The 18,552-nt window shown below is 72.0% G+C and carries 13 protein-coding genes, 1 tRNA gene, 1 other RNA gene and 2 pseudogenes; 16 read left to right on the plus strand and 1 reads right to left on the minus strand.

Annotated elements, in window-relative coordinates; all coding sequences use genetic code 11:
- The 14 genes and pseudogenes from IF99_RS0127655 to IF99_RS0127720 all read left to right on the plus strand — a co-directional run.
- A pseudogene (locus IF99_RS0127655) lies at window positions 1–686 on the plus strand (hypothetical protein); the annotation flags it as partial.
- An 82-nt stretch (window positions 687–768) separates the two neighbouring features.
- Window positions 769–1,542, plus strand: a complete 774-nt coding sequence (locus IF99_RS0127660; protein ID WP_031000643.1) for a DUF4232 domain-containing protein — start codon at window positions 769–771, stop codon at window positions 1,540–1,542.
- Between the two features lie 154 nt (window positions 1,543–1,696).
- Entirely contained in the window at window positions 1,697–3,652 is a 1,956-nt protein-coding gene (locus IF99_RS0127665; protein WP_234340888.1) for an ATP-binding SpoIIE family protein phosphatase, read from the plus strand.
- Window positions 3,653–4,031: 379 nt separating this feature from the next.
- Window positions 4,032–4,652, plus strand: coding sequence for an HAD family hydrolase (locus IF99_RS0127670; RefSeq protein WP_051703718.1), 621 nt, complete (start codon window positions 4,032–4,034; stop codon window positions 4,650–4,652).
- Window positions 4,653–4,813: 161 nt separating this feature from the next.
- On the plus strand, window positions 4,814–5,896 hold the full coding sequence (locus IF99_RS0127675) for a monodechloroaminopyrrolnitrin synthase PrnB family protein (protein ID WP_158716666.1): 1,083 nt from the start codon (window positions 4,814–4,816) through the stop codon (window positions 5,894–5,896).
- 8 nt (window positions 5,897–5,904) lie between these two features.
- Window positions 5,905–6,978: a hypothetical protein gene (locus IF99_RS0127680; RefSeq protein WP_031000651.1), complete on the plus strand. Its 1,074-nt coding sequence runs from the start codon at window positions 5,905–5,907 to the stop codon at window positions 6,976–6,978.
- The gene (locus IF99_RS31755; RefSeq protein ID WP_051703719.1) at window positions 6,975–7,640 is read left to right on the plus strand and encodes a class I SAM-dependent methyltransferase; all 666 of its coding nucleotides are present in this window, start codon (window positions 6,975–6,977) and stop codon (window positions 7,638–7,640) included. The genes IF99_RS0127680 and IF99_RS31755 overlap by 4 nt, the downstream gene beginning before the upstream one ends.
- Window positions 7,640–10,099 carry a pyridoxal-dependent decarboxylase gene (locus tag IF99_RS35515; protein WP_031000655.1) on the plus strand — a complete coding sequence of 820 codons (2,460 nt, stop codon included), beginning with the start codon at window positions 7,640–7,642 and terminating at the stop codon, window positions 10,097–10,099. Before IF99_RS31755 ends, IF99_RS35515 begins: the two co-directional genes overlap by 1 nt.
- Window positions 10,096–11,637: a hypothetical protein gene (locus IF99_RS0127695; protein ID WP_031000657.1), complete on the plus strand. Its 1,542-nt coding sequence runs from the start codon at window positions 10,096–10,098 to the stop codon at window positions 11,635–11,637. The genes IF99_RS35515 and IF99_RS0127695 overlap by 4 nt, the downstream gene beginning before the upstream one ends.
- Window positions 11,638–11,721: 84 nt before the next feature.
- Window positions 11,722–12,825, plus strand: a complete 1,104-nt coding sequence (locus IF99_RS0127700; RefSeq protein ID WP_158716667.1) for a hypothetical protein — start codon at window positions 11,722–11,724, stop codon at window positions 12,823–12,825.
- A gap of 89 nt (window positions 12,826–12,914) precedes the next feature.
- Window positions 12,915–13,841, plus strand: coding sequence for an ABC transporter ATP-binding protein (locus tag IF99_RS0127705; RefSeq protein ID WP_051703721.1), 927 nt, complete (start codon window positions 12,915–12,917; stop codon window positions 13,839–13,841).
- Window positions 13,841–14,692 (plus strand): ABC transporter permease, encoded by an 852-nt coding sequence (locus tag IF99_RS0127710; protein WP_158716668.1) that lies wholly within the window; start codon window positions 13,841–13,843, stop codon window positions 14,690–14,692. The genes IF99_RS0127705 and IF99_RS0127710 overlap by 1 nt, the downstream gene beginning before the upstream one ends.
- 4 nt (window positions 14,693–14,696) lie before the next feature.
- On the plus strand, window positions 14,697–15,536 hold the full coding sequence (locus tag IF99_RS0127715; RefSeq protein ID WP_051703723.1) for an ABC transporter permease: 840 nt from the start codon (window positions 14,697–14,699) through the stop codon (window positions 15,534–15,536).
- 629 nt (window positions 15,537–16,165) lie between these two features.
- Window positions 16,166–16,903: pseudogene (locus tag IF99_RS0127720) on the plus strand (tyrosine-type recombinase/integrase); the annotation flags it as partial.
- Window positions 16,904–16,967: 64 nt separating this feature from the next.
- Here IF99_RS0127720 and IF99_RS0127725 read toward each other — a convergent pair.
- Window positions 16,968–17,055, minus strand: a tRNA-Ser gene (locus IF99_RS0127725).
- 74 nt (window positions 17,056–17,129) lie between these two features.
- On the opposite strand from IF99_RS0127725, the gene ffs reads away from it, so the two are divergent.
- Both ffs and IF99_RS0127730 read left to right on the plus strand, forming a co-directional pair.
- Window positions 17,130–17,224: signal recognition particle sRNA small type (gene ffs / locus IF99_RS32995), an RNA gene on the plus strand.
- A gap of 44 nt (window positions 17,225–17,268) precedes the next feature.
- Window positions 17,269–18,552, plus strand: a 1,284-nt coding sequence (locus IF99_RS0127730) for a DNA polymerase III subunit gamma and tau (RefSeq protein WP_031000670.1), incomplete at its 3' end; no start/stop codon positions are given.

Here is an 18,552-nt window from a genome sequence, read left to right on the forward strand (position 1 = left end):
CCCCGTCCTCCCCCGCCCCGCCGGAGGCCGCGCCCGCCCGCCGTCGCTTCGGCCCCCGCCACCTCCTGGTCACTCTCAGCGTCCTCGCCCTCGCCGCCGCAGGCACCGCGCTCGCGCTCCACGAGAGCGGCGGCGGCGGCGACGGCAGCGCGGGCAAGGGCACCACCACCCGCCGCATCGCCGACGCCACCGGCGACCTGCGCCTCACCGTCCCCACCGCCTGGGCGCGCGAATACGCCGACGGCGGCTGGGACCCCGCCGCGATCGGCCTGCCCGCCGCGAAGGAGCCTGGCCTCACGGTCGCCACGAAGGTGTCGGACTGGTCCGACCCGGACAGCGGTGTCAACGGGGTCTTCGCGGGCGCCGTCGACCTCGGCACGAAGGGCGCCGCCCCCCTCACGGCCGCCGTCGAGGCCCTGCGCCACAGCGACTGCCGCCAGCCGGACGAGAAGGCATGGGACGAGGGCGGGTGGAAAGGAGTCGTACGCACCTGGACGGGCTGCGCGGGCAGCCACCGCCTCTCCGAGATCGCCCTCACCCCGAGGGCCGCGAAGGACGGCGGCACCCGCGGCGCCTACGTGCAGATCCGCTGCGCGGAGGGCAGGGACGCCTGCGACGGGACGACGAAGAAAGTGCTGAACGGGCTGGAACTGGCCGCCACGGGAAAAAGCACCGAACGGCCGTGAACCTTTCCCGGTGACCACGCATCGAAGGAGTACGTAAGCGGTCCGTACGCAGCGAAGCCCCCCACACGACGCGGAGACCACCATGCGCACCACCACCGGGAAGAACACGAAGGCCCGCCGGGCGGGCACGACGGCCGCGGCGCTCGCCGCCGCGGCCCTGCTCCTCACCGCCTGCGGCGGCAACGACGGGAGCGGGACGGACGCCACGCAGAAGGTCGACAGCCAGGCCGCACCGCTGCCGGGCGACCAGACCGCCCCCACCCCGGACGACGACAAGGGCAAGGGCGCGAGCGCCCCCGCGACCCCCGGCGACGAGACGTCCGCGCCCAGCGGGAAGCAGAGCACGGGCGACGGCGATGCCAAGAGCGGCGGCGGCACCAAGACCGGCGGCGGCACGGGCACGAGCGACAAGGGCTCCGACCCGAAGCCCGCCCCGAGCACCCAGTGCCACACCTCGGAACTCTCCGTGCGCGTCGGCGACAACCATCCCGGCGCCGGTCAGGAGGGCTTCGCGCTCGTCCTCACCAACACCTCGTCCCGCACCTGCACCGTCTACGGCTACCCGGGCCTCGCCTTCGTCAACGACGCGGGCGAGCAGGTCACCGTGGACCCGGAACGCGCCCCCGGCACCAAGGAACGCGTCTCCCTCACCCCCGGCAAGAGCGCCTGGTCCCCGCTGACCTACACCAACCCCCGCGCCACCGGCGTCACGACCATCACCCCGGCCGCGATCCGCCTCACCCCGCCCGACGAGCGGGACTACCTCAAGGCCGCGTGGAACGGCGGCCCGGTGAGCAACACGGGCAAGGCGAGCGTCCCGCGCGTGGGCCCCTTCACGGCCGGTACGGGCGAATGAGCGCCCGGGACTCTTAGGGCCCCCGTACCCCCGATCGGCCCCCTCCCGGACGGCACCCGGCCCGCATCCCCCCGATGATGGGGAGAACGGGCCGGTACGTCCCCCACGCGATGGCCGCCCCGGACCCGTAGCGGGACGGCGAGAGGCGGGCACGGTGACCGGAAGCGGAGGCGGAACGACGCCGCCCGGCGGCCAGGACCCGGAAGAGGGACACCGCGCCGCCGAACGCGCCCAGATCGACCGCCTCAACGCACTCGAAGCCCCCCGCCGCACCCACGCCGGCAAGGAGAAGGGCGAGCCCGACCCCACCTGGACCAAGAACGACAGCACGCACGTCCATGACCCGGAGCGCCCCCTCGACACACCCCTCCCGCAACCCCCGCCCCCGCCGCACCCCATCCCTTCCCGTGCCGCGGCCCTCCTCGCCACGGGCCACGAGCTGGCCGAGACGGTCACGATGGACGAGGCCCTCCGCGTCACCGCCCGGCTCCGCGACGAACGGGGCTTCGACCTCAACGGGCAGATCGTCTTCGGCGTCGGCGAGAACTTCCTGCACGCCGAGGGCCAGTCCGGCTACCGCGCCCCCGGCCAGACGGACAGCGGCGAGCTGCGGATGCCGCTGAGCACCCGCCACCCGGCCACGGAGGTCGCGCACACCGGCCGCGCCGTCTGGCTCGAATCCCCGGAGGCGTACGCGCGCGGCTACCCGGCGATGTGGCGCCTCACCTCGCGCAGAGGCCGCGAGGCATGGGCCTTCCTGCCGCTCGTGACGGGCGGCCAGGTCAAGGGCGTCTGGCTCGCCGCCTTCGGCGCCCCGCGCGTCTTCACCGCCGCTGACCGCGCCCTGCTCCGTACCGCGGCGGCCCTCCTCACCAGCGCGCTCGAACGCTCCCGCACCGGCGCCGCCGAACTCGCCCTCTCGCGCGGTCTGCGCTCCAGCATGGGCGCGGCGGCCGGCGGTGTCCGCAAGGGCCTGAGCGTCGCGAACCGGTACGTGCCGACCGGCGGCGGGCTCGTGGTCGGCGGCGACTGGTACGACGTGATCCAGCTACCGGGCGGGAAGATCGCCTGCGTGGTCGGCGACGTGCAGGGCCACGACGTCCACGCGGCGGGCCTCATGTCGCAACTGCGCACGGCCGTCCACGCCTACGCCGCCGAGGGCCACGGCCCCGACGCGATCCTCGCCCGCACCTCGCGCTTCCTCGCCGCCCTCGACGAGGACCGCTTCGCGACCTGCCTCTACGTCGAGGCCGACCCCGCCAGCGGCGTCCTGATGCTCGCCCGCGCGGGCCACCCCCACCCCGTCCTGCGCCTGCCGGACGGCACGTGCCTGATCAAGCACGTACGGGGCGGACTCCCCCTCGGCCTGCTCGGCGGCGCCAACGACTACCCCGTCGACCTCGTCGAACTCGACCCCGGCGAGATCCTGATGCTCTGCACCGACGGGCTCATCGAGAACGGCGGCGACGACATGTTCACCGGCTGGGTCCGGCTGCGCGACGCGCTCGCCGAGGCCGACCCCGGCGACCTGGAGGGCATGGCCGACCGCCTCCTCGACACCATCGAGACCCCCGACCCGGAGGCCGCCCCCGCGCACGGCGGCGACGACATCGCCCTCGTCCTCCTGCGCCGCGACGCCCACCCCGAGCAGGGCACGGGAGCGATCCCCGAACGCCGCCTCGTCCTCACCCTGCGCCAGGACCGCCCCGAGGGCCTCGCCGAGGCCCGCGAGGAACTCCGCCTCCTCCTCCACGACTGGGCCCGCCAGGACCAGGTGGACACGGCGGTCCTCCTCACCTCCGAACTCCTCGGCAACGTCCTCGTCCACACCGACCAGTCCGCCGCCCTCGGCGCCCGCCTCCTCGGCCATCCCGGCACCCGCCACCTCCGCGTCGAGGTCACCGACCAGGGCGACGAACTCCCCCACCAGCAGGCCCCCGGCGAACTCGCCTCCTCCGGCCGCGGCCTCGTCCTCCTCGACCTCCTCGCCTCCGCCTGGGGCGTCCGCCCCGAACCCGAGGGCAAAACCGTCTGGTTCGAACTGAACGAGTCGGAGGAGGAAGACAACCCCGCGGAGAAAACCGAGGAGCAACTACTGGAGGGCTGGTGAAGAACCCGCCGCTCCCGCCAGCAAGCCGACGGAACCCGGCCGCTGCCCACGAGTCGCCGTCGCGCCCCTGACCACCGGCCCACTGCCCCTCCCCCCACGCCGAAGGACACCCACGGCAAGCGGGCGGCCCTTCGGCGTCCGGCTCCGGGGCGCGCCCGCGTCAATGGCCGAGACCCGGCTGTTCATGGCCGGATAAACCGGCTGACGCGTTGATTGCTTGCGGAGAGCGGGTGCCGCGTCTAGCCTCAGCTTTGGTCCAGACCAACGGGGAGCCGACCTCTCCCAGCCGGGCGGGACCGATCGGCGGCAAGCCGATCGCACAACATGTACCGGGGGGATACACATGTTGGCTGGGCTTGATCACCGTGGGACGCGGGGCGTGATCGTCCTGGATTTCGACGGGGTACTCCTGGACACGGAGCACATCGCTGTCAGCGTGTGGCGGCGGTTGCTGCGGTCCGGACTGCCGAAGCCGCTCGACCTCCCGGTGCGTCCCGACGGAACGCTCGATCGCACTGAGCTGCGGGTCGCGCTGGACGCCTCGGTGGGACTCGATCGAGCCTGTTCGCTCTGGGAGACGTTCGAGCGGGAGAACCTGGCGCTCTCCTCCCGGGCGGACCTGATGCCCGGGGTGCTCTCCTTTCTCCGCCACTGCCGCTCACGCGGCCATCGGACGGCCGTCGCTTCGGGCAACTCCCGTGACTGGGTCGAGAGTCACCTGCGCCGACTCGGCATTCTCGACTGGTTCACCCCTGTCAGCTGCGCCGACGCCGGAACGAAGGCCAAGCCCGCGCCGGACACCTATCTGCACGCGGTGAGACACAGCGGCGGTCCCCCTTCCTGGGGTCTCGCCGTCGAGGACTCCTACGCCGGGCTCACCGCCGCCCACGCCGCCGGCCTGCCGGTGGTATGGGCCACCGGAGCCGACCACTCGGCAACCCCGCCGGTCCCCGTCGCCCGACGGGTCCGGACGCTGGACGAACTGATTCCCGTGCTCTGAGGCCACCGGGTCACCCCGTCCTCTCCCGACCGACGCCTCGCACTCCCACCGCCGCACCCGGCGCCGGGGCACTGTGGCACGCCATCGAAGGCGATCGCGCCCGGTACCGACGAGCGAGGCGAACACGACACGCGCTCAACACGACCAGGAGGTCGCGTCCCTTGAGTCTTGCCCCGCGCATGCGCGCCCTGGACCAGCACGTGGCCGCGCTGGACCCACTCGGCACCGCTCCCGACATCTTCCGCCTGCCCCTGCTGAACCGGGACGCCGCGACGGAGGAGATCGCTCGTCTCGGCCGCCTCTGGCTGAGCAGAGTCGGCGAAGCGGTACACGACATCCCCACCGCCAGTGCCGCCCTGCGCGACCTCGGTTTCGCTCTGGCCTCGCTGGAGCGGCACGGCGTCGACTACCGCACGGTGGAAGGCGCCGAGCAGACCCTGCTGAAACTGGGCGGGATCGCTGACGAGGTCCCCCGGGACAGCGTCTACACCTACGCCCTTCGCAACCCGGAGCAGGGCACCAGGTCCTTCTCCGAGATACCCGAGGAGGCGCTCTTCATCCGGGAGGTGCGCCGTGCGGGGATCGCGCTGCGCCCCGCCATCGACGCGCTGGTCGAGGCACTGCCGCTCGCCGCCGACGACCCGGAACTGCCTGCCTTGCTGGACACCGCCACCGAGGGCTTCGAGACCTTCGCGCAGGCCCTGCTCCAGGTCAAGCGCGAGGTCACACCGGAGTGCTTCTCCTACGAACTGCGCCCCTACTTTCCTCCGATGACCGTCGGGGGCGAGGTGCTCTTCGCTCCGGGAGGCGCCCAGATGACACCGATACTGGTCGACATCCTCCTGCTCCGCCCGGAACCGGGCGAGCCCCTGGAGGAGTGGTACGAGGGCTATCTCGCCGAGAACATCGGCTACCTCCCGGCCTCCTACCGAGCGATCGGTTCCGCCGCCGGCCGGCACCGTCCGTTGCTGCCCCGCCTCGTCGAGGAGGCCGGGCGCGCAGGTGGCGCGGACACCCGGGCGAGGAACGCCATCCGGGCACTGCGCGGGCTGATGCACGAGGTGCTGCGCTTCCGGCTGCCCCACCTGCGTCTGGCCAAGGCCAACATGAGCATCCGCCCGTCCGGCTCGCTGGGCAGTGGCGGCTACACCACCGACTCCCTCGATCACCTGGCGGAACTCACCATCGGCCGCCAGCGGCTCCTGGCCACGGTGCCCGAGTCGCCCGCACGGACCACTGCCTAGGGGGCAGCATGTTCGAACCGTTCATCCCCGGCACCGTCCATCATCCGCTGGCCGCCTCGCCCCGCGGGGCCGAGCCGCGGGACGAGACCGCCATCCGCTACCCGACCCGGCTCAACGCCATGGCACTGCAGCCCGGGGCGATAGCCGACGACCGCAACCTCCTCTACGACGCCGGTGAACTCGTCCTCTCCGTCGCCCGGTTCCATCACGTCCGCGTCCGGCGGCTGGAGCCCGGGACCGGACTCGTCGTCGACCCGGCGGTCCGCAGACCCGAACTCGTCGAGCACGCCGCCCGCATCATGTGCTCCGCGCTGGGGGTCGACTGCGACCTGGCGATCCGGGTGGAAAGCGATCCACTGCCCGTGCACGCCGGGTTCGGGTCGAGCAGCAGCCTGATCGCCGCTGTCGCCACGGCCGTCAACCACCTCTACGGCAACCCCGTGGACCGCGGCGACCTCCTGCCCTACCTCACCTCCAACCACGGAGAGGAACACGGCACACTCCCGGGCCTGTTGATCCCGGTGCAGTGCATCGGAGGCTCGGCCGCCTCGGGGCTGTACGACGGTGGCATCCAGATCGTCGCGGGCCGCAGCACCGTCGTGCTCACCGTGCCCGTGCCCGAGCGGCTCTCCCTGGTCATCGGCGTCCCCTCGGACTGGGACCTGCGCCCGACCGACGAGCTGATGGCCGCAGAGGCCGAGAAGTTCGGCCAGTTCCGCGCGACGGGCGAGCGGTGGGCGCCCACCATCGCCTTTCGCATGCTCCACGAGGCCATGCCCGCCGCACGCCGGGGGGACCTCGGTCCCCTCGGCTCGCTCGTCTTCGACTACCGGTTCCGGATGGGCAGCATCGAGAACTGTTCCTTCACCCACCCCGGACTCACCGATCTGGCCAAAAACCTGGAACCGCTGTGGCACGAGGGAGCCGCGACCATGCTGTCCCTGTCCTCCGTCGGTCCCGCCTTCTTCGTGCTCACCGACCGCCCGGACCACTGCGCGGAGCGCTTCGCGGACCTGGGCATGGACGTCACGCACGCCCGTCCGCACAACGGCACCTACGAGGAGACGGAGCTCCCCCGATGACGCGTACCGAGACATCCTCCGAGCTGGCCGCGGAGTACTGGAACTCCCCGGAGACGGTCGCCGGGTTCAGCGCGCTCGACGCCCAGCCCTACCTGATCGAGCTGTTGCGGCAGACACCCGTCGAAGGGGTCGCGCTCGATCTCGGCTGCGGGGGCGGCCGCAACACCCTGGCCCTCCTGCGCCGGGGCTTCACCACGGTCGCCCTGGACCTGCACTCCGGCATGGTCGAAGCCACCCGCGCCCGCACCGGCGAGTTCGGGGAACAGGTCGACGTCCGGCAGGGAGCGGCCCACGCCATCGACGCCCCGGACGCGTCCTTCGCACTGATCGTCTGCTACGGCGTGCTGCACAACGCCGTGGACCACGCGCAGTGGAGCGCCGCGGTGAGCGAGATCGCCCGGGTACTGCGTCCGGGCGGACTGCTCGCGCTGAACTGCTTCACCTCGCGGGTCCTCGACCCCCGACTGCGCCAGGACGGCGCCGAGGGCCGGTACCTGCTCCCCGACGGGGTGCCGATGACGCTGCTCCCCCCGGACCGCGTACTCCGCGCCTTCGCCGACGAGGGACTGACCCCCGAGGGCACGGTGCACGACTACGTGCGACAGCTCGATGTCGGGCCACGTGCGGTGCTCCGCTGCACCTTGCGCGGGGAGGGACGCTGATGCCCGATCTCGAGGACGGGTCGACGGAGACCGACCCCTTCCCCTCCCTGCCGCTCGACCCGGGGACCCTCCACGACATCCTGGACGCCCGGCTGGCGGAGGTTCCCGACTGGCACGGCGACGACGAGCCGGTACGCCTGGGCTTCGCCATGACCGCCCCGCACCCGCTGGCCCTGCTCGGCCACGAGCGGTTCGTGGCCCGCAACGCGAACAACGTCGGTGTGCACACCCGTTTCGGCGACGGGGTCCGCGGCACGCGCCGCCTGGAGCGCGAGGCGGTGCTGGCGCTCGGCGGGCTGCTGCACGCCGACTCCGCCGACGGGTACCTGACCGGCGGCGCCAACGAGGGGACGCTCGCCGGACTGCGCATCGGCCGCAACGCCCTCCGCGCCGGTGGAGCCACCCGGGTCGTCGTCCTCACCTCGCACCTGGCCCACCACTCGGTGGCCAAGGCGGCGGAGATCCTCGATCTGGAGCTCGTGACCTGTCCCGTGGGCCCCTCGTGGGTGTGGGACGCGGAATCCGTGGCCGGCGCCCTCGACGAACTGGCCGCCCAGGACACGGCGGCGGGGGACGAAAACCAGCGGACCGGCGTGATCGTGGTGACCACGGCCGGCTACTACAACACCGGTCTGGTCGACCCGGTCGACGAGATCGCCGCTCTGCTCGGCCGGCGGGTGGCCGACGGGACGGGGCCGGCGTCCTTCCACCACGTGGACGCCGCCCACGGCGGCATGATCCTGCCGTTCACCGCGCCCGCCACGCCCTTCGACTTCCGCAACCCTCATGTCCACTCCGTGGTGCTCGACCCCCACAAGTCCGGCCTGATGCCGTACAGCTGCGGCGTCTTCCTGTGCCGGAAGGGTCTGCTCGGGCACGGTGCCGTAGCGGCGCCGATGTCCGGATTCATCGACGAGACCATCACCGGGTCCCGCTCCGGAGCCATGGCCGCGGCGCTCTGGTCGCTGGTCTTCGGCGTCGCCGCCGAGGGGTACCGGAAGACGTTCCGCCGCTGCCTGGAGCTGCGCGACGAGCTTGCCGAGGCCATCCGCGCGGTGGACCCCGGCGCACTGACGAAGCCGTCGCCGGGCAACACCGTCCTGGTCGTCGGGTTCTCCGCGGACGACGGGAAACTGCCCAGGGAACTCACCGAGCACTACCGCCTCGTCGGCAACAGGCTTCCCTGGCGGGCCGAGGACGGGCGGGTCGTCGACCGGCTCTTCCACCACTTCTACGCGATGCCGCACATGACGTCGGCCCACATCGAGGGCTTCGCCGCGCACCTGGCATCGGCGCTGACCCGGCCCGTCCCGGCGGCCCCCGCCGTCCAGCGGCGGCCGGCGGCCGACCGGGAGCCGCCCCGGCCGGCCGCTGAACCCGGCGCGGTCCCGGCGCAGCTGCGCTCCCTGCGCTCCTCCAGCGCCTGCCTGCGCCACCTCGTCGTGCACCCGCCGCAGCGCCGCGACCCCGACGACTACCCGCACGCGTACTCCTTCCACACCTTCCAGTCCAGGGCCGAACTCGGCGAGCAGGTGCAGAGCCGGCCCTGGGGTGACGACGGCGCAGGGAACGGTCCGCACATCTACGCTCCCGACCTCGACCGCCCGTTCGCCAACGAGCTGTTCGGAGTGGTCAGTCCCGAAGAGTGGTCCCTGGAAGTGCTCGACCGCCACCAGCAGAAGCTCTCCCTGGTGGGGGCCGCCCACTTCGCCCACTTCGGCCCGACCCGTACGCCCGACATCCCCGTGGTGCTGGCGAACTTCCACGCCGACGGCTCGTTCCGGTCCGCCGAGTACAAGTACGGTGACCGCTGGCACAACGACGAGGTCCAGGTGTTCACCACGGGCATCGTCGTCAAGATCGGCAAGGACGCGCGCAGTGTGCGGCGGCAGGGGGACGACTACTCCTTCTCCCTGGACACCTCGTTCGAGCTGCGCCTCACCCTGACCGACGACGCCGCACCGCCCCGGATCGTACGGACCGCGCGGCACGCCGATCCCGCCCTGCCCCGCCGCCGCCACCTGCTGCGCGGTCAGTACCGCAGGTTCCCCAACAGGTTCTTCGACACGATCGTCGAGATGAGCGGCGGCGTGCACCACCGCTCCGCCGTCCCGGCGACGCTCCTGCTGGAGAACACCGGACCGCTCCTCGCCCGCTCGGCGGAGCTCGGCCTGGTCCGGGTGGAACCGTCACTCGCCGACGGCGTCCTGCGGGTGGACCTCGCGGAGGTGGGCGGGGCGCGGACGCTCACCACCGAGATCCCCCTGTCCCTGGGAACGCGGCTGGGCGCTCTGCTGCGCGGCATTGCGGTCGGTGAGCCCGAACGCCTGGTGCCCGCCGACGTCGTGGCCTGGGCCGAGCGTCTCGGCCCGCTGGTGGGGAGGCTGCGTGAGACCGGCGCCACCCGCGGCGGCCTGCGGCTCCTGACGGTCGGTGACACACCGGTGGGGCCCGCATGACGATGATCGCTCTGGCCGTCCTGTGGGCGGTCCTCCTGTGGGGGGCTCTGCTCACCGCCCGCGCCGCGTGGACGGCGCGGGCCCTCGACCTCCGACGCCGGGCCGTACGCCCGCCGGAGGACGGCCCGGCGCCCCATGTCGTGCTCCTGGTGCCCGCCCTGCGTGAGCAGGACCTGCTGGAGGAGGTCGTGCGCGGCGCGCTCGGCCTCGACTACCCACGGGACCTCCTCCACATCGTGGTGGTCACCACCGAACGCGAGGAACGCGAACGGGAGGCCGCCCTCGGCCGTTTGCCCGCCCTGGCCACGGCCCTGGCCGAGGACGCCGCCCGCGCGTCGGTGCGGCTGAGTGGACTCGTCCCCTCCGCGAGGGCCGCCGCGGTCGCCGCGCGCGTGCGCGCGGCGGCGGACCCCGCCGCCGCCCTCCGCGCGGAAGTCGGCGCGGTCCCCACCACGCGCGAGATCGCCCGGTCCCTCCTGCCCCTGCTGGCAGCGGAAAACCCCGGAGCGAGCCTGCACCACCTGCACCACACCGCCGAGGGAGCCAAGAGCAGCCAGCTGGTGCACGCCGTCGAACAGCTTCCGCACCTGCTGCCCCCGGACGCCGTGCCCGCCATGACCTACGTCGGTCTGTACGACGCCGACTCCCAGCCGGACAGCACCACCCTCTGGCATGTGGCGCACGCCGCCCGGGTGCCTTCCGGACACCCGCCCGAACTGATCCAGCAACTGCCGCTCCAGCTCCGGCGCCCGCACGCCGCCCGGCGGGGGCGCGAGGACGTACTGCTGCGCGCCCATGCCCTGGCCGATCTGCGCCGCCGGGCCGGTGTCGAGGCCCACCGCATCCGGGCGTGCGCCCGGATCGCCGGGTCCGGACTTCCCTCCGGCCTCGCGGCCGTCGCCGAACCGGTGGTGTACGGCGTGGGTGCCGGCCTCTTCGTGCGTCACGACACGCTCGTGGCGATCGGTATGTACGAGGAGCCCGTCGACGACCTCCTCATCGGCTACAAGCTCTCGTCCGCGCGGGCCGGCATGGTGGTGCTCCCGGTCTTCAATCTCGTCGACCGGTACCCGAGCGTCCGTTCGCTCGGCAACGCCTACGCGATCGTGGCGAGGGGGAGTCTGGCGGGGCTGCGACGGCTGCTGACCGACCCCGTCCTGAGGACCCACCAACCACGGAACTCGACAGTGTTCGTCAAGGAACTCCTCGACACCCTCTGGTGGTTCGCCGGCCCCGTCGTGGTCATCGCCGCGGTCACCGTCCTCGCTCTGGCCCAGGCGCACGCGCAGCTGATCGTCTGGACCGCGGCCGCCCTCGGCTACACCGTGGCGCACACCCTGTGGTGTGTGCGCCGGGCGGAGTCCTGGCTGGCGGCTCATCAAGGTGCCAGGGAGCGGGCCGAGTCGCCGTCTGCCGGCGGACTGCGGCTGGTGCCCGCGTTCCTGGCCCAGCCCGTCCTGCACTGGCTCGGGCCCCTGCGGTACGCGACAGGACTCCTCGGCGGGCGCTCCGCGGAGTCCGGGAAGACCGAGCGGTGATACCCGCCCGCGGTGGCCGCGACCCTCCGCATCCCCCGAACCGCTGCTGTCCCCCGCCCCCCGTCAGACCGGAACCCTTGATCCATGACTGCCGCACCCCGCCCGATCAGCCTCTCTACCGTGATCATGGCTCACCCACGCCGTCAGGCAGCCGCAGAGCGGTTGTCCGCGGCCCACCCCGAACTGGCGGCCGTGGTCGTCACCGACCCCGAACCGGACGGCCCCTCGTCCGCCCTGCGCACAGCCCGTCTCGCCTGGCAGACGGTGGAGCCCTCGGCCACGCATCACCTGGTGATCCAGGACGACGCGATTCTCGCTCCCGGGTTCGCCGAACGGGTGGGGGCTCTCGTCGCGGCGAGGCCGGACGCCGCCATCAGCCTGTTCGCGGAGTGGGGATCACGCACCGCCAACGTGGTCCGTGCCGCCGCCCTGTTGGGGCACGACTGGGCTCCGGTGGTCGACGACTACCTGCCTTCCGTGGCGCTCGTACTGCCCGCTTCCCGGGCACGGTCCTTCGCGGAGTACGCGGCGGCGCACACCGTGGCCGACGCCACGGACGACGTCACCCTTCTCGATCACCTGACCGATATCGAGAAGCTCACCCCGGTCGTACAGCCGGTGGATCACGCCAACCCGCCCAGCCTGGTCGGCAACGACGTCATGGGGCCGCGCAGCTCCGCCAACTACGGTCCCTTCGATGCGGGGAGCTCGGTCGGGCCCGGCTCCAGCACTCTGCCGACGCCGAGCGCCGTGCCCTACTTCTGCTGGTGGGAGCAGCTGGCCGTGGTCTACACCCGCGACGACTCCGCGCCGGACGGCTGGCGCCGCGGGCCCGCCGAGGAGGCCCTGCTGGAACGGGGCATCGGGAGCGAGCAGACCGTCGGGCCTCTGCGCGAGGCGCTGGACGTTCTGCCCCACCGTTCCCTGGTCCACGACCGGGTCAGCGACGTCCTGCTCGCCGAGGTGTGGGCCACGGCCTTCACCCTCGGAGCCGTGCTGCACGACCTGGGCGGGGCGGTGGACCCGGGCCGTCTCCCGGCGCGTTCCGCGCTGGCCACCCTCGCACCGGGGGCGCTGCGGCGGGTCGTTCCCGTCCAGTGGCTTCCCGCGGTGGGCGAGTTGCTCGCGCCGCTGGTGACGACCGCTGTGCTCAGGGGCTTCGAGGCGGCGGGCAGGGCCGCCTCATGACCGGCCGGGAGCCGGTGATCGACGTCGCCGGGGCGGGAAAGACGTTCCGGTCCTTCGACCCGGGGGACCGATGGAGTGTCCGACGGCCCTTGCGACGGCGGAAGGCGCGACGCTCCGTCGCCCTGGCCGACGTGGATCTCCGTGTCGGGCAGGGCGAGTTCGTAGGGCTGCTCGGCCAGAACGGGGCGGGCAAGTCGACGCTCATCAAGCTGATGACGGGCCTGCTGCTGCCCGAGACCGGAACGGTCCGGGTCAAGGGCCTGGACCCGTACGCCGACCGCGAGCGCAACGCGCGCACCATGGGCGTCACCTTCGGGCAGCGCACCCAGCTCTGGTGGGACCTCCCGGCGCGGGTCTCCTTCGACATCCTGCGGGACATCCACGGACTGGCCGAGCCCGCCTACCGCTCCACCCTGGCCGAACTCGACGGTGTTCTCTCGCTGTCGCCGTTCTGGGACACCCCGGTCCGCTTCCTCTCCCTCGGCCAACGCGTCAGGTGCGACCTGGCGGCGGCCCTGCTGCACCGGCCGCAGGTCATCTTTCTGGACGAGCCGACCGTCGGCCTCGACGTCCTGGTCAAGGACCAGGTACGGGCACTGCTCGCCAGGCTGGCGGCCACCGGGGACCACGCGATCATTCTCACCACGCACGACATGGGGGAGGTCGAGGCGCTCTGCGAGCGGATCGTGGTCATCGACCGGGGCCGGGTGGTCCATGACGGGTCACGGGAGGGGCTCGCCGCCGTCTCCGGAGACCAGCACACCTTCGTCGTGGAGTTCGAGACGCCGCCGCCCTCGCTGCGGCTGCTGACCGCCGAGGTCGTCTCGGCCGACGGCCCCACGGTGCGCGTCCGCCCGCTGCCCGGCTCCGACCGCACCGAGGTGACCGCGGAACTGCTCGCCGCCCACCCCGTGCGTTCCCTCCTGTACGAGGGCACCCGAGTCGAGGACATGCTGCGCACGCTCTACGGCCGCTCCCACGAGGAAGCGCCGAAGGTGACGGGACGGGCCGGGTGATGACGCTGCCCTCCCCGCCCCGCCGCGTGAGCCCGGACGCGGCAGCCGGGCGTCCACGCGCCTTCCGGCTCGCGCTCCTCGTCCCGCGCACCGAATGGGCCTACAAGCCGCGCGTCGTCGCCACCGCGTTCGTCATCGTCACCCAGGTCTTTTTGTACGTGCTGCTCTGGCGCGCGCTGTACGGGGAGAGCAGTCAGACCGTGGTCGGTCTCGACGCCTCTCAGGCCATTACCTACTCGGTGCTGGCCACCCTCATGGGGACCGGCAGGGTCGTTCTGGAGGGAGCCTCGCAGGAGACCGCGCAGAGCAAGATCCGCGACGGATCAGTCGTCTTCTGGTTCGTACGACCGCTGGCGGCCCGTCGCTACTGCGCCTGGCGTGGTGCGGGGGAGGGGCTCTACGCCACGGCCTGGCTGTGCGCCGGGCTGGCCATCGGCCTGGCCACCGGACTCGTCACGGCTCCCCCGACCTGGACGGCCACGGCGGTGGCGGTCCTCTCGTACGCGCTCGGCCAAGTGGTCTTCTACCAGATCGGCCTGCTGGTGGACCTGACGAGCTTCTGGACGATCACCAGTTTCGGGGTGAACCGGTTGGTGGCGTTCGCCCAACTGCTGTTGTCCGGCGGCCTCGTCCCGCTGTGGTTCTTTCCCGACTGGTTCCGGGCAGTCGGCGCGCATCTGCCGTTCGCGGCGACGATCCATGTGCCGGTCTCGCTCTACACCGGGCGCATCGCAGCCGCCGACGCGGGCTGGTTCCTGGCGGAACAAGCCCTCTGGGGAGTGCTGCTGACCTTGGTGGGCCGCTTCATGTGGCACCGCGCCGCCCGCCGTCTCCTCGTCCTTGGTGGCTGATCCGATGCGCACGAAAACCTCCGCCGCTCCCACCCCAGCCGTTCCGGTCGGCCGACTGCGGCTGGCCACGGTGATCCTGCGGGCCGGACTGCGCAGCCAGCTCGCCAATCGCGCGGACTTCGCGATGGCCGTGGCCAACGGTGTGACCTACCAGATCACCGTGGTCCTCTTCGCCACCGTCATCTTCAGCCGCTTCCCCGCACTGGACGGCTGGGAGCTCGGCGAGATCCTGCTCGTGTGCAGCATCCGCATGGTGGGCCACGGCCTGTACATGCTCTTCTTCGGAAACCTGGGGCTGATCCCGCATCTGTTGCGCGAAGGCCGCTTCGACGCCTTCCGCACCCGCCCGGCGCCGACCTTGCTCCAGGTGTTCACGTACGAGGCGCCCGTCAACGCACTGGGCGACCTGGTCGTGGCCGCGGTCTCGCTCAGCGTCTGTCTGTCCCTGCTTGACATCGAATGGACCGCAGGGGCAGTGCTGTTCCTCCTCCTGGCCATGGTGTGCGCCACGGTGACAGAGCTGGGCCTGAACCTCCACATCGCCGCACTCGTGCTGCGGTTCCGTGGCAGCGAGTCGCTGTTCTTCTGGCTGGACAACACCGCGGGCACCTTCGGCAACTACCCGCTGTCCGTCTTCCCGACGATTCTGCAGACGGTGTTCACCTTCGGTGTCCCGATTGCCTTCGCGGGCTACTACCCGGCCGCCTGGCTGACCGGCCACACGGACACGGTCCCCTTCTCGCAGGCCCTGGTGTACGCCTTCCCCCTGGTGGCCGCGGCCGTAACGGCACTGGGAATCACCGCCTGGCGCCGCGGACTGGCCTGGTACTCGCGCAACGGATAGACCGAGACCGGACCACCGACGTCGCCCGGCCCCTGGACACCGCCCCGGTCCCATTCCCGGCCTCCCCGACACGAGCGTTGACGCGACCACGAGCCGGGGAGGCCGGCGAGTCGTCCCGGACGCGCCGTCAGCAGGCAGCTCGCGGTGTCCCGCGGTGGGCCAGACCGTGCGGAGACCAGCGGACCTCACCCTCCGTACCCGACGGGAGGCGAGCGAAGACCCCACCCGGCAGTCCCGAACGCGGACCCTCGGGCCGCGACGGCGACGGAAGATCACCAAGAGTCCCCCAGCGGCGCATGATCACGACCGAGCCCACCCGGGCCCGCACGCGAAGAAGGCCCCGACCAGCCGAAACAGGTCAGGGCCTTCAACGTATTGCCCGGTGAGGCACTGGCGGAGGATACGAGATTCGAACTCGTGAGGGGTTGCCCCCAACACGCTTTCCAACTGTTCGTTATAGCTGTACGCGGAGGTTCATGGATGTTCGCGCAGCAGGTCAGAGGGTATGCGTGAACGCCTGCGGACGGATGAGAGCGTCGGCGAACTGGACAACGATCGGGACAACGGGGTCACCAGGGTTGATCGAGTTCACGACGGACTGCGATCGACTCTTTCCGGGGAACCTCTGCGAAGTCGAGCCGTACACCGTCGATGAGGTTCAGCGCCTCCTGATCCAGGTCAACAAGCGCCGGAACAGCGCCCGATGGATGCTGGCTCTGGCGCTCGGACTGCGGCAGGGGGAGACATTGGGGCTGCGCTGGACGGACGTGGACCTGGAGAACGAGTACCTCAAGCTCCGCCGCAACCGACTGCGCCCCAAGTACGCCCACGGGTGCGGAGAGGACGCGCCGTGCGGGCGGAAGCCGGGCTACTGCCCCGACCGCGTACAGACCCGGCGTGAGACGAAGAACACCAAGTCGCGGGCGGGACGGCGTGCTGTCCCGCTGCCCGGCCCTCTCGTGTCGATGCTGCGGCTCCACCGGGAGCACCAGGCGGCGGAGCGGGCGGCAGCGGGGAGCCTGTGGACCGAGTCCGCGTACGTGTTCACCAAGCCACTCGGCGGGCCACTGAGCCCCAACACGGACTACCACGACTGGAAGCGGCTCCTCGACGACGCGGGTGTGCACGACGGGCGGCTCCACGACGCCCGGCACACCGCCGCTACCGTGCTCATGCTCCTGAGCGTCCCGGACCGGGTCATCGACCTGATCATGGGATGGGAACCGGGGACCGCCGCGCGGATGCGGGCGCGGTATCTCCACGTGCCGGACGCGATGTTGAAGGACGTGGCACGGAAGCTCGCGGAAGCGATCTGGGGAGCGTCCGACACGGGCTCTGTGGACAAAAACCAGGACAACGGCGCCTGAGAACGCGAAGAAGGGCCCCACCGAAACCGGTGGGGCCCTTCAACGTATTGCCCGGTGAGAGCACTGGCGGAGGATACGAGATTCGAACTCGTGAGGGGTTGCCCCCAACACGCTTTCCAAGCGTGCGCCCTAGGCCTCTAGGCGAATCCTCCGCAGGAGACATTACATGAGGTGGGGGAGTGCTCGCGAACTCGATCCTGGGTGCGGGGATCGGGTAAGGTGGCGGTCAGCCCCTCACGTGGCGCTATCTGACTGAACTCCCCCAGGGCCGGAAGGCAGCAAGGGTAGGTCGGCTCTGGCGGGTGCGTGGGGGGCGTTGTCGTGTGCGGGGCCGTTTGTCGGTGGGCGCCTATAACCTCGTAGGTGTGTCGTCCCTCGCGCTGTACCGCCGCTACCGTCCCGAGACCTTCGCCGAGGTCATCGGGCAGGAGCATGTCACCGACCCCCTGTCGCAGGCCCTGCGCAACAACAGGGTCAATCACGCGTATCTGTTCAGCGGGCCGCGCGGGTGCGGCAAGACGACCAGCGCCCGCATCCTCGCCCGCTGCCTGAACTGCGAGCAGGGGCCCACGCCCACGCCCTGCGGCGTGTGCCAGTCCTGCCAGGACCTCGCCAGGAACGGGCCGGGCTCCATCGACGTCATCGAGATCGACGCCGCTTCCCACGGTGGCGTGGACGACGCCCGTGACCTGCGCGAGAAGGCGTTCTTCGGGCCCGCGTCGAGCCGGTACAAGATCTACATCATCGACGAGGCCCACATGGTCACGTCGGCCGGCTTCAACGCCCTGCTCAAGGTCGTCGAGGAGCCGCCCGAGCACCTCAAGTTCATCTTCGCGACGACCGAGCCCGAGAAGGTCATCGGGACGATCCGCTCGCGTACGCACCACTACCCCTTCCGGCTCGTGCCGCCCGGGACCCTGCGCGACTACCTCGGCGCGGTCTGCGGGCAGGAGGACGTACGGGTCGAGGACGGGGTCCTGCCGCTCGTCGTACGGGCCGGGGCGGGGTCCGTGCGCGACTCCATGTCCGTCATGGACCAGCTCCTCGCCGGAGCCGGTGAGGACGGTGTGACCTATGCCATGGCGACCTCGCTGCTCGGGTACACCGACGGTTCGCTGCTCGACTCGGTCGTCGACGCCTTCGCCGCCGGGGACGGGGCCGCGGCCTTCGAGGTCGTGGACCGGGTCATCGAGGGCGGCAACGACCCGCGCCGCTTCGTCGCCGACCTCCTGGAGCGGCTGCGCGACCTCGTGATCCTCGCGGCGGTGCCCGACGCCGGTGAGAAGGGACTCATCGACGCGCCCGCCGATGTCGTCGAGCGGATGCAGGCGCAGGCGTCCGTCTTCGGGGCGGCCGAGCTGAGCCGTGCCGCCGACCTCGTCAACGAGGGCCTCACCGAGATGCGCGGCGCCACCTCGCCGCGCCTCCAGCTCGAACTCATCTGTGCGCGGGTCCTCCTGCCCGCCGCGTACGACGACCAGCGTGCCGTCCTGGCCCGGCTCGACCGCCTGGAGCGGTCCGGCCCACCGGCCGGCGCGGTGGCGGGGGCGGCCTTCCCGCAGGCCGCGGCGCCCGCGCCCGTCCAGGCGCCGGCCCAGACGCAGGCACCGGCCCCGGCGCAGCCGCCCGCGCCGGCCCCGGCCGCCCAG

The sequence above is a fragment of the Streptomyces sp. NRRL F-5630 genome (genome assembly GCF_000719475.1).
In the GTDB taxonomy this organism is placed as follows: Bacteria; Actinomycetota; Actinomycetes; order Streptomycetales; family Streptomycetaceae; genus Streptomyces.

What these genes read in the sequence shown, in the direction of transcription:
- IF99_RS0127660 (WP_031000643.1), top strand. Translation starts at nt 769, where the DNA reads ATGCGCACCACCACCGGGAAGAACACGAAGGCCCGCCGGGCGGGCACG.
- IF99_RS0127680 (WP_031000651.1), top strand. Translation starts at nt 5,905, where the DNA reads ATGTTCGAACCGTTCATCCCCGGCACCGTCCATCATCCGCTGGCCGCC.
- IF99_RS31755 (WP_051703719.1), top strand. Translation starts at nt 6,975, where the DNA reads ATGACGCGTACCGAGACATCCTCCGAGCTGGCCGCGGAGTACTGGAAC.
- IF99_RS35515 (WP_031000655.1), top strand. Translation starts at nt 7,640, where the DNA reads ATGCCCGATCTCGAGGACGGGTCGACGGAGACCGACCCCTTCCCCTCC.
- IF99_RS0127695 (WP_031000657.1), top strand. Translation starts at nt 10,096, where the DNA reads ATGACGATGATCGCTCTGGCCGTCCTGTGGGCGGTCCTCCTGTGGGGG.
- IF99_RS0127700 (WP_158716667.1), top strand. Translation starts at nt 11,722, where the DNA reads ATGACTGCCGCACCCCGCCCGATCAGCCTCTCTACCGTGATCATGGCT.
- IF99_RS0127710 (WP_158716668.1), top strand. Translation starts at nt 13,841, where the DNA reads ATGACGCTGCCCTCCCCGCCCCGCCGCGTGAGCCCGGACGCGGCAGCC.
- IF99_RS0127715 (WP_051703723.1), top strand. Translation starts at nt 14,697, where the DNA reads ATGCGCACGAAAACCTCCGCCGCTCCCACCCCAGCCGTTCCGGTCGGC.